The sequence below is a fragment of the Candidatus Binatia bacterium genome (assembly GCA_023150935.1).
GTDB lineage: Bacteria > Desulfobacterota > Binatia > HRBIN30 > HRBIN30 > JAKLJW01.
Window position 1 is genome coordinate 1 of the sequence record JAKLJW010000012.1, and the last position, 10951, is coordinate 10951.

At 67.8% G+C, this 10951-nt stretch carries 7 protein-coding genes; 2 read left to right on the forward strand and 5 right to left on the reverse strand.

The window, feature by feature from the left end; all coding sequences use genetic code 11:
* Positions 1-397: 397 nt before the first annotated feature.
* Both L6Q96_09195 and L6Q96_09200 read left to right on the forward strand, forming a co-directional pair.
* Entirely contained in the window at positions 398-757 is a 360-nt protein-coding gene (locus L6Q96_09195) for an endonuclease domain-containing protein (protein MCK6554739.1), read from the forward strand.
* A 657-nt stretch (positions 758-1414) separates the two neighbouring features.
* Positions 1415-4237: a glycosyltransferase family 39 protein gene (locus L6Q96_09200; protein ID MCK6554740.1), complete on the forward strand. Its 2823-nt coding sequence runs from the start codon at positions 1415-1417 to the stop codon at positions 4235-4237.
* Positions 4238-4383: 146 nt separating this feature from the next.
* On the opposite strand, the gene L6Q96_09205 is transcribed toward L6Q96_09200, so the two are convergent.
* From L6Q96_09205 to L6Q96_09225, 5 genes are read right to left on the reverse strand one after another with little or no spacing between them, the layout of a single operon-like run.
* Complete coding sequence (locus L6Q96_09205; protein MCK6554741.1) at positions 4384-6066, reverse strand: hypothetical protein; 1683 nt, start codon at positions 6064-6066, stop codon at positions 4384-4386.
* A 2-nt stretch (positions 6067-6068) separates the two neighbouring features.
* Complete coding sequence (locus L6Q96_09210) at positions 6069-7985, reverse strand: sulfatase (protein ID MCK6554742.1); 1917 nt, start codon at positions 7983-7985, stop codon at positions 6069-6071.
* A 6-nt stretch (positions 7986-7991) separates the two neighbouring features.
* The gene (locus tag L6Q96_09215; GenBank protein ID MCK6554743.1) at positions 7992-9407 is read right to left on the reverse strand and encodes an FAD-dependent oxidoreductase; all 1416 of its coding nucleotides are present in this window, start codon (positions 9405-9407) and stop codon (positions 7992-7994) included.
* Positions 9408-9420: 13 nt separating this feature from the next.
* On the reverse strand, positions 9421-9993 hold the full coding sequence (locus L6Q96_09220) for an isoprenylcysteine carboxylmethyltransferase family protein (protein MCK6554744.1): 573 nt from the start codon (positions 9991-9993) through the stop codon (positions 9421-9423).
* Positions 9994-9995: 2 nt separating this feature from the next.
* Entirely contained in the window at positions 9996-10946 is a 951-nt protein-coding gene (locus L6Q96_09225; protein MCK6554745.1) for a glycosyltransferase family 2 protein, read from the reverse strand.
* Between the last annotated feature and the right edge of the window lie 5 nt (positions 10947-10951).

Below are 10951 nucleotides of genomic sequence, written 5' to 3' on the forward strand. Positions count from 1 at the left end.
GTCAAGACAGCACCCCGCCACGGAGTGAGGTTCCTCTCCCAACGGGAGAGGACAGGTGAGGGGATGAGATCGAATGAGGCACGAGCGTCAAGACAGCACCCCGCCACGGAGTGAGGTTCCTCTCCCAACGGGAGAGGACAGGTGAGGGGATAAGACCGAGTGAGGCACGAGCGTCAAGACAGCACCCCGCCACGGAGTGAGGTTCCTCTCCCAACGGGAGAGGACAGGTGAGGGGATAAGACCGAGTGATGCACGAGCGTCACGACAGCACCCCGCCACGGAGTCAGGTTCCCCTCCCAACGGGAGAGGACAGGTGAGGGGATGAAACTCGGGGTGCGCCGTATGTCCGGGGTTGACCGGGGTTGCCGCACGGGCGCACTGTCCTGCGGTAGTGAAGGTGCCATCCGCAGCGACCCGACGAGCCCGGAGACTTCGTCGCCGTGCCACCGACGCCGAGGGTCGGTTATGGTACCACGTGCGCGCACGTCAGGTTGACGGTGCGAAGTTCCGGCGGCAAGAGCCGCTGGGACCTTACATGGTCGACTTCTGTTGCGTGGAGTCGAGGCTGGTCGTGGAGGTCGACGGCGGTCAGCACTTCGAGCAGCGGGAATACGACGAAGAGCGTAGCCGGTTTCTGGAACTTTCGGGGTACCGGGTTCTGCGGTTCTGGAACAACGAAGTGATGGAGAACATCGAGGGTGTGCTGGCGAGAATTGGGGAAGCGGTGCGGGGCGTGGCGATCGTGACACGGGACTGAACTGCGGGAGGATGTGGATCCCCTCACCTGACCTCTCCCGCTGGGAGAGGGACCTGACTCCGGTGCGGGGTGCTGTTGCCGCGGTGCAGCGGTGGATCCCCTCACCTGAGTTCTCCCGCTGGGAGAGGGACCTGACTCCGGTGCGGGGTGCTGTTGCCGCGGTGCAGCGGTAGATCCCCTCACCTGAGTTCTCCCGCTGGGAGAGGGACCTGACTCCGCTGCGGGGTGCTGTTGCCGCGGTGCAGAGGGTGGATCCCCTCACCTGACCTCTCCCGGCGGGAGAGGGACCTGACTCCGCTGCGGGGTGCTGTTGCCGTGGCACAGCGGGTGAATCCACGCACGCGACCTCTCGCGATCCGGCAGCGTCCGATGTGATCAGGTTCCTCTCCCAGCGGGAGTTGAGTCGGCCAGGTGGAACGTGCGCTCCGCGCGCGTTCCTGCGGTACGCGTATCCAGGTGGAACGCGATCTCCGAGCGCGTTCCTTCGTGTTCCCTCCAGGGTGCTGTGTTGCCGGGTCCGGACATTCCCGACCGTGAAGCCCCGGGCATGAATGACCGGGCTCGGTCGAGGCGCCCGGTGAACCGGGCGCGGGTCCGCGGCGCGTCAACGTCGGGCTTGGATTCGCTGCGGACCTCGGGGTATGAGACGCGCCAGTGATGATTGGTGGGGCAGATCGTCCGCGTGTGGGGGCGGTGACCGCGGGTGCCGAACGGCCCGGGGCGCCGGTTTCGGCGGTAACGATTCTGGCGGCAATCGGTCTGGCGCTCGTCGCGCAGTGGCTCACCGTTGGCAACCGTGAGTCGTGGATCGGCTGGACGCTTTACGCTCTGGCGGCGGGACTGGCAGCGGCCGCGACGTGGAACCTCCCGCAGCCCTTCGTTCCGGCCGCGCCGGCGGGGCATTCGAAGGTCCGGCAACGTCTCGTTCGCGCCCTGACCGGTGCCGGCGCCGCGGCCGCGCTGGGAGTGACCACGGCTCTGGCCGCGGGCGATCGGTGGCGCGTGGTCAGCGTGGTCCTGTGGATCGGCGGCTTCGTGCTTGCGACGGTCGCCGTGCGCGGCTGGCGAGTGGCGCCGGCGGCGCGTGGGGTGCCGCGATGGTCGAGCCCGGAAATCTGGGGCTTTGCCGCCATCGTCGCCGTGGGCGCCGTGCTGCGGGTCCTGTGGATCGACGAGATCCCTCGCTACGTGTTCGGCGACGAGCCGCGCGTCGGCATCTCGCTGGTGCGCGAATTCCGCGAAGGTGCGCCGAACTTCTTCAAGATGAGCTGGAACACCTGGCCGATGATCGGGATCGCGTTGCAGGGCGTGTTCATTCCGGTCCTCGGTTGGGGCTCCACCGTGTTGCGACTATCGTCGGCGCTTTCCGGAACGCTGGCGGTCGCCATGACCTACCTGCTCGCGAGGCACCTGTATTCGAGGCAGGTGGCCGTCCTTGCCGCGGTGCTGTTCGCGGTCGGCCGCACGGCGGTGGACTTCAGCCGCATGGGGATTTGCCATGCGCAGGTGATGTTTTTCGAGACCTTCGCCTTGTTCTGGTGGTGGCGGGCGATCAACACCGGCCTGGCGGGCAGCTACCTGTGGGCGGGGATCGGGCTCGGGTTGTGTCTGTACACGTACAATGCGGGTCAGTCGGTGCCGTTTCTGTTGCTCGGCTGGCTCGGTCTGGCATCGATCTTCCGACCCGGCGCTGCGCTTCCGCGCTGGCGCGGCGTGGCGATCACGGTCGCGGGATTCCTGCTCGCGGCGTTTCCGTGGGTGTTCTACGTCACCGACCACTTCGCGTTCACCGAGAACTGGCGCATGTACACACACATGGCGCGCAACCGGCAGGTGGCGACGCTGATTGCCGAGGCGTGGGCACGCAGCGGCTGGGACGGCGCGCTCGAGGTGGTGGGCCGGCAGGCGGGTCTGACGTGGTTGGGGTTCGGCGTGATTCCCGGCGGTGCCTACCAGATGGGTTACCGGGGCGGCGGCATGCTCGATCACGTGACCGCGCCGCTGTTCGTGCTCGGTCTGGGGGCGTCGTTGCCGTGGTTGCGCGGTCGGGGTGGATTCGTGCCGTACTGGTGGCTGCTTCTCTTCGTGCTCGGCGGAGTACTGACCAACGATCCGCCGGCAGTCGTGCGGCTCGTCGGCATCCTGCCGGCGCTGGCACTGCTGGCGGCGCTGCCGCTCGACGCCGCTTTGCGGGCGGTACGACCATACGGCCGCGCGGCGCTGGCGGGCTATGCGCTCGCCGGCGTGCTGCTGGCCGGTGCGACCTGGGACAACTGGCGCACGTACTTCGTCGCCTTCCCGGCGGAGCCGATCGACGAGATCTCCGAGTTGGTGCGGCTGGTCCAGAAGGTGCCGCGCGAGACGCCGGTCGTGATCCTCGGGGTCGAGAACTTCCTGCGCGTGGAACGCGAGGAGATATTCGCGTTGGACTTCCCCGACCGGCGCCTCGAACAGACGATCGAGCCGGCGCATTTGTTGCCGGTACACCGGCCGGTGGACGGTCCGATCGTGCTGGTGGTCGGGCCGACGCAACTGTCGTGGGTCCCCTTAATCCGCGAGTGGTACCCCAATGCGAAGGTGCGCGAGGTGCGCTGGCCGAACAACGGCCGCCTGTTGTTTCCGGTGATCGAGATTCCCGCGGAGGACGTGCGGGCGCGCACCGGCCTGACGGCGACGGCGGCGGACGCCGGCGGGGCGGCGGTCAAGGGGGTGGTTGCGGATCCGTTCGGTGCGGCGGCCCCGCTGCGGCCGCGGGACGGAGTGTTGCGATGGGGCGGGCGGATCTACTGGCCGAGCGACCGGCCGGTGACTGTGAGGGTGCGTTCGGCGGAGCCGCTGACGATGCGGATCGGCGCCGGCGCGCCGATCCGGGTCGCTGAAGGCTCGGAGGCTGCCGCGCAGCTCACTCTGGCCCGCGGCTGGCAACTGATCGTCATCGAGGAGCGCCTGACCGGGGTGCGGGACCTGACCGTGACACTCGATGACGGGCAGACGCCGCCACGCCGGGTAACGCGCTGGGAGTTACGGCCGGACGAAGGCATCGAGGGCCTGCGGGCAAAGTTCACTCGCGACGGGGAAACGCTGCTCCGGACGATCGAGCCGCAGATCAACCTCCACGCCGACGAGGGCTGCTGGAACGATTTGCGTGTACTGTCCGTGGTGAAGCCGTTTGCGGCGACCCTGGATGGCGCTCTGCGCATCGCGCGGCGCGGCGAGTACGAGCTCGAAATGTACAGTACGGAGCCGTACGAAGTGCGGCTGGACGGCGAGCCGCTGTGTGCTTCCGAGACCGCGCGCGGCGAGGACCCGGCGATCTGCAAGGTGAAACGTTCGCTCGCCGAGGGCGACCATCCGTTGGAGTTGCGCTGGACGGTGCCGAAGTCGCAGACCTCGGCACGCCGCGTGTTGCAGATGTACTGGACCCCCCCCGACGGCACGCGCGAGTTGGTGCCGCCCTCCGCGTTCGTACCGAAGAGTTGAGGCGCCACGGGGAGGGCGAGGCTCCAGCCGAGCCGCGGTGACGGTGTGATGGGGTTGGAGGGGATGAAGAAAGACGGCTCGCCCTCCCGTGGTGGTTCGTAGTTCCGGAGACGAAGGGCGACGCGGTTTACACGCGGTTGGTTGACTTACCGCAGCGCGAACGCTGCCACCTCGCGGTCGTGGAAGGCGGGTGGGCCGTACGCCTGTTGCAGCGCGGCGAGGTGTTCCGGGCGGTCGGCGTGCATGGTGACCACGTACACCGGGCGCTTCATGTCCCGCAGGTACGCGTGCTGTGCGGCGTCCAGTGGGGTGCCGTCGACGAGCCGCACGGCCAGGTCGTGCCGGAGCCCGGCGTCGGGGTTCGGTTCGATCAGGTAACTGGTGCGATACGTCGTGAACATCTCCCGTCCGGCCAGCACCGGGAACTCCGGCATATTGCCCGCCGCGGTGACGAAGGGCAGCCGCGGATCGAGGACGAAAACCGCGTCGCCGGGAGTCATCGCGCGCGCCCAACCATAGAGACGGGCCAGAGGCGCGTCGGCGGGTACCCGCTCGAGGCGCGTGCCGCTGAACCTCACGGGGACCGAGGGACGATCGAGATACGCGAACATGATTATCCCCGGGGTCGGCAGGAGCACGAACACGGCGGCTACCCAGCTTAGAACGACCCGGCGAGGCGACCAGTCGGGCGCGGGGACCAGACACGCCGCCGCGGGTATCGCCAGCAGAATTACGGCGGCGTGGTAGAAGTTGCACTCGTTGGCGGTCGGCAGCACGAACACCATGCTCGCCAGCATCAGGGTTAGGCCGGCCGCCAGCAGGGCGAACAGGAATTCGCGTCGCGGAGCCGGTGTTCGCGCCGTACCGGCTGCTGCCAGGACGACGAGTAGGGTGCCGCTGGCGATGACTCCGGTGATCGTTGTCCACGATGGATCGATGCGGATCCCGCCGGTGCCGCGGCCGAAGAGGTTCGCGTAGGCAGGCAGGGCCAGTATCGGCCCCAACAGTAACGCGGCAATGCCCGCTAGAAGCCGTGACCGCGAAAGTGCGGGTGGGCGACACAGCCGATGCGCGGCCACCAGCCCTGCGCTGACGCACGCGGCGGCCGGGATGCCGACGAGGACGGAGAAGCCCGAGCACAGCGCGCTGCTCAGGACCAGCGCCACTAAAGAACCCACCCGGCCGCGTTCGAGCCAGACGAATAACCAGAACGCCACGGCGAGCAGCAGACTGAGGGCAAGAGGGCGGGAGGTGACGTTGTAGAAGAAAGCCAGCAACGGACCGTAGAGCGCGAACGGATCGTTGAACCGCGCCATCGACAGGACCGGATGGGCAATACCCCAGAGATGGTTCGGGTCGTCGGCGAGACTGCCGGTGCCACGGACGGCGACCTTAAGGAGGAAGAACACGAACCCGAGGGCGTTGGCCCCGGCGAGCGCGAACAGACCGATTGCCAACCCGGGTGCCAGCTTCCCGTATAGGCGTTTGCCGAGGGCCACGGCACTAAGCCAGAGGACGGCGACACTGCCGAGAATCATGGCTTCGATGGCCACCAGCGGGTGTACGCCGGCGCCGTGTGCGAGCCGTGCCGCGACGTAGTGAAATAGCCAGTAGTACGGGACGGTTTCGTTAGCGAAGAATGGATTGGCCGGAGGCGCAAATTCCCACGGCGGGGCAAACCGGTCGACGAGTGCCAGATGGAGAAAACCGTGCGCCGAGATCCAGGTGCGCAGGCTGGTACGGTGCGCGTAAACGATCGGCGCCGCGGTCAGGATGGACGCGACCGCTGCCAGGGCGAGGGTTCGCAGTCGTTGCGGGCGGTCGTCCAAGCTCAGTACCCCAGACTGCGCAACCGCTCTTGCTGCGCCGGGCTGAGCGGTGCGCCCCCGCGCTCCTCGGAGCCGCTGTCTTTCGCCGGTACGTACGGCGGCTGCGCCGCCCGCCACTCCTGCAGGGCAATTCGCAGTGCCGCGGCCACGTCGGGATGCGCGGCGATGACGTTCGCCCCCTCGTCGGGGTCGCGGCGCAGATCGTAAAGCGCCTCGCTGCCGTCGGACGACGCCACGAGCTTGAAATCCCGGCTGCGCGCCGCGCGCAGGGTGTGCGTGAAGGTTCCGATATCGCGGCGGAATCCGGCGATCGCCGCCATCCGCTCGAGATGCCCGTAGTAGGGCACCGACTCGATGAACGTCGTGTCGCGAGGGACGAACCGGGCCGGGACCAGGGTGCGCCCGGGAAGGTTGCGGACCGGCAACGGCCGACCGAGCACGTCGAAAACCGTCGGTACGACATCGATCGTCTGGCACTGACCCGGCAGGCGCGTCCCCGCCGGGAAGGCCCGCGGGTAGCGGATGATCAAGGGTACGCGCGCCAGGTAGTCGTTGACGGCGAAGACGTGATCCCAGCGGCCGGCTTCGCCGAGGTTCTCGCCGTGGTCTGCAGTGACGATGAGTAGCGTGTCCGACGGCGGCGATGCGGCCGACAACGCCGCGAGCAGCGCGCCGAGCTGTTCGTCCTGGTAGGCGACCTCCGCGGCGTACATGGCGCGCACTGCCGCCGGCGTCGCGGGATTGCCCGCATAACCTGCCAGCCAGTTGATACCGTAGAAGCCCGCCGACAGCCGCGTCGTGCCGAGATAGGACTGCGAGGGCGGCAGGAGGGCGCGGCGTTGCACCGCCGGCGGAAGGTAACGCCAGTGCGGCTCCATCAGGTTGACGAACAGGAAGAACGGCCGTTGCGGGTCACGCCCGGTCGCCAACCAGTGGCGCAGCGCTTCGACCGCACGGCCCGCACCCTTGTCGACCCAGCTCGTGGGCAAGCCCAACGCCTGCGCGACCAGGTGCAGCCTGGTGGCTTCGTTGTCGCGCAGGAAGTAGTAGCTTTCGAGCCCTTGCTGAAGGTTGGCGTCCTCGATGTAGCGGTTCGCGACCAGGCCGACGCTCTGGTAGCCCTCGGCTTGCAGCATCTCGGCCAGCGTCGCGAAGCGGGTGTCGAGCCAGCGATGGTGGTCGCAGTTCGCCCCGGTGCTCATCGGGTAGAGACCGGTGAACAGCGACGCGTGCGTCGGGACCGTCCAATCGGCTGTACCGATGGCTTGCTCGAAGACGACGCCCTCGGCCGCGATACGGTCAAGATTCGGAGTGAGCTGGCGCGTGTCCCCGTATGCCCCGATGTGATCCGCTCGCGTCGTGTCGAGGACGACGAGCGCGACGTTGGGCAGGCCGGTGCCGGCCGCCGTCCCGACACCCCTTTTGGCGCTCTCGCTTCGCGGTGCGGCGATGGTGAGTATGGCCAGAAGAAGAGCCGCCGCGGCTACGGTCGTCAGGGCAACGGCGGCGACGCCGGTTACGTGTCCCAGGGCCCGACGGCGTGCGAGTCCGACGGCGAGCAGCCACGCGATCGGAACGAGAACGAGTGCGGTGGTCGGCGCCAGGCCGAGAATCGCCACGCCCTGAGTGGCGACGGCAACGACGGCGCCGACGAACGCCGGTGCCGGCCAGCGCGGCCGCCACCACCAGACCAGTGCCGCCAACCCGCCGGCCAGCGGTAGCGACAGCAATGCGCCGACGACGAGCCAGACGATCAGGCCGCCGAGCGCCATGCCGATCCGGGGCTCGGCTAGAGAGTAGGCGAAATCCAGGGCGCCGAACGCGCCCGCCGCGGCCGTGACCACCAGCGCGGTCGCCACGAAGGCGAAGGACGCGCTCACCGAAGACGTGGCAATATCATTCCGATTCGGCGTCACCATCGGCCGTCAATCCTCGACGACGTGAGACTCGAATTCGACGCGGTAGGTGCGCCACCGGTCCCGGTCGAAGTGGCCGTCGGACCGCATGCAGTCGACGGCCCCGTAAGCCATGGCGATGGTGTGGTGCGTGTTGTCGTGCGCGAACAGGCCCTGACGACCGAAGGTGAGAACGCCGGGTAGTTCGCGCATCCAGGTGTCGAGACACTCGAAATGCGGCTCGTAGCCGTTCAGGTAAATCGGATAGGCTTGCGGGAGCCGGCGGGTGACGACCCCGATAACGGGGGCCACGATCGGAATGCCGCAACGCGCCAGCGACTGCGCAATGGTTTCGGCCAGCTCCGCGTCGGTCGCCTGCCATGTGGTGTCGTCGATCGAACAGGGGATCTCGGCGCACAGCACGGTGCGGTCGGTCGGCTCGGCGCGGGCACTGTAGTTCTTCGGTTCCGACAAACGCGTCAGAGCCAGATCCGCCCCGGGGAAGTAGTGTGCGTCGTACGGGGTGAACTGGCGTTGCCCCAGCACGACATACACCAGCACCATGGCACGGTACGTCATTCGCGCGGCGGCATCGAGCACCGGCGGGGGCGCTGCCGGTTTCAGCAGTCTTGCCAGCACGGTGATCGGAATGGTCGACCAGAGATGATCGCAGGCGATCGTTTCGACACCGCCATCGACTTCCACCTCCAGCCGATGCGGTGCGCCGACCTGGACGGCGCGCACCCGGGCGCGCAGGCGCACTTCGGCACCGGCTTTCCGTGCCGCTTCGCCAAGCGCCCGACTGATCTGCCCGAACCCTTGTCGCGGGTAAAAGAATCGTCCCGCCCCCGCGGGCTTCAGGCCCGGCACCGCACCGGCCACCTTGCGCAGCATCTTGCCGATGGACCCTGCCGATACCCGCCGTCGGGCCTGGATGGCGCTGAGCATCTCCGGACGCACACCCCAGATCTTGTACGCGTACGGGAAATAGAAATCGCGACAGATGGTCCGGCCGAGACCGCTCTCGAGGACGCTCGCGAAGGTGTCGTTTTCGCGCCCCGGGTGACGCGGCGCCAGTTTGCGGAGCGCGTCTAAGAATACGCCGGCGGCGAACGCCGGCGGCAGATGCACGGCGTCGGCCGGGCGGATCGGAAAGCCAATCCATTGTCCGTGCAGTCGGATGCGACCGTTGCGTGGCCGCTCGAGCAAATCGTCGCGCAGCAGCTCGCGCAGATCGCCCAGGATGGCGGGAGCGCACGCGGGGTGCAGCCGGTGGCTGCCGAAGTCAACCGGAATGCCGTCGATTTCGAAGCTCCCCGCGTTGCCGCCGACCTCGTCGCGTTGTTCGAGCACTACGGCGGTTCCTCGCCGCCGCGCGTGCAGTTGCCACGCGGCTGCCAGGCCGGCCGGACCACCCCCGAGGATGACCACACGGTTTGCGCTCATCGGAGATGTCGGCTCAGACCACGAACGGCAGGAAGCGACGGGTACGCGCGCAGTAGGCCGCGTAGCCGGGCAACGCTTGGGCCAGCATGGTTTCTTCGCGAATCGCCCGCCAGGCGACGTACGGAATCGTCAGCAGAACGCCGAGTACGAACCACGAATTGACACTCAACTGGAAGCCGAACAGCAGCAGCAGGTCGCCGCCATAAATGGGATGACGCACGTAACGGTAAATCCCCGAGTCGACCACGGCCTGGCGCCGCAGCACCTGTGCAGTCTCGATGTCCGACCAGTTGTCGCCCAACTGCACCCGACCGAGCACGGCAATCGCGAGGCCGGCGGTGAAGAGCAGCGCGCCGGCGACCCGCATGGCGGTGGAGTTGGCGCTGATGGGTAGCACATCCGGGGTGAGGGTCTGTACGACCAGTCCGGCGAGTATCGCCAACTTGAGGCCTTTCAAGAGCGTCGCCATGGGCGACGGCGGTGTCTGCGGGGCCGATCCGCCGCTGCGCTGGCGGCGCTTGAGCAGCTCCCAGATCAGCTTGTGCGCGACGAGGCCGGCGAGGAGGTAGAGACGCAAAGGGTCCATGATCAACGTTCCGCCGGCTGCCGGCCGGAGCCGGACTCGTGCAGCTCACGCGGGCGTACGCCGAAAGCCGCGTTGGGGCTAAGACGACCGAGCCGCATGGCCATGGCATCGCCGAGCATGCCGATCAAGAGCAATTGCAGGGCGCTGAGGAAAGCCAGCAGGGCGGAAGCGGAGATGTTCGGATCGCGCATCATGTCGAGGGTCATTTTGCCGGTTCCGTAAACGAGACACCCGACCACCAGCGGCAGGAATACGCGCAGCGGGCGGAAGAGCATTGCCGTCCGCATGATCAGAATGGCGAAGTTGCCGGCGTCCCACGGCACGATCTTCGACCTGCCCCGGCGGGTCCGGTAGTCGATGGGCAGGTAGCTCACCGCGTATTTGTCGCAGTGCATCGCCAGGGTGATCGTCGTCGTCCAACTGAACTGGTCGGGCAGGATCGGGTAGTACTGCATGACAATGTCGCGGCGGAAGACCCGCAGCCCGCTGTTGAGATCGGGGATGGTGGCGTTGGCAACGTAGTTGGCGAGGTGGGTGAGCGCCCATTTGGCTGGGCGGCGCACGAACGGGATACGGACCTCCGTTCCGATGCGGGCGCCGACCACCATGTCGGCGTGATCGAGTTCGGCGATCATCGCGGGCAGCGCAGTCGCCGGATAGGTGCCGTCGGCGTCTATGATCGCAACGACGTCGTGGGCGGCCGCGGCGATGCCGGTTTTCAGTGCCGCCCCGTACCCGCGATTGCTGCGGTGCTGGATGACCCGTGCGCCGGCGGCGAGCGCGGCCGGCGCCGTGCGATCGGTCGACCCGTCGTCGACCACCACGATCTCCGGTGCAAGGCCGGCGTCGGCAAGGCGCTGGCGGATTTCGGCGATGACCGCGCCGACCGCGCCTTCCTCGTTGTAGGCCGGGATGACGACGCTTACCGTCGCGGCGGTTGTGGGTTTCTGCATGGTTT

Bases quoted from the DNA above. Each gene is read 5' to 3' on its own strand.
- L6Q96_09200 (MCK6554740.1), top strand. From the start codon at position 1,415: ATGATTGGTGGGGCAGATCGTCCGCGTGTGGGGGCGGTGACCGCGGGT.
- L6Q96_09210 (MCK6554742.1), bottom strand. From the start codon at position 7,985: ATGGTGACGCCGAATCGGAATGATATTGCCACGTCTTCGGTGAGCGCG.
- L6Q96_09215 (MCK6554743.1), bottom strand. From the start codon at position 9,407: ATGAGCGCAAACCGTGTGGTCATCCTCGGGGGTGGTCCGGCCGGCCTG.
- L6Q96_09220 (MCK6554744.1), bottom strand. From the start codon at position 9,993: ATGGACCCTTTGCGTCTCTACCTCCTCGCCGGCCTCGTCGCGCACAAG.
- L6Q96_09225 (MCK6554745.1), bottom strand. From the start codon at position 10,946: ATGCAGAAACCCACAACCGCCGCGACGGTAAGCGTCGTCATCCCGGCC.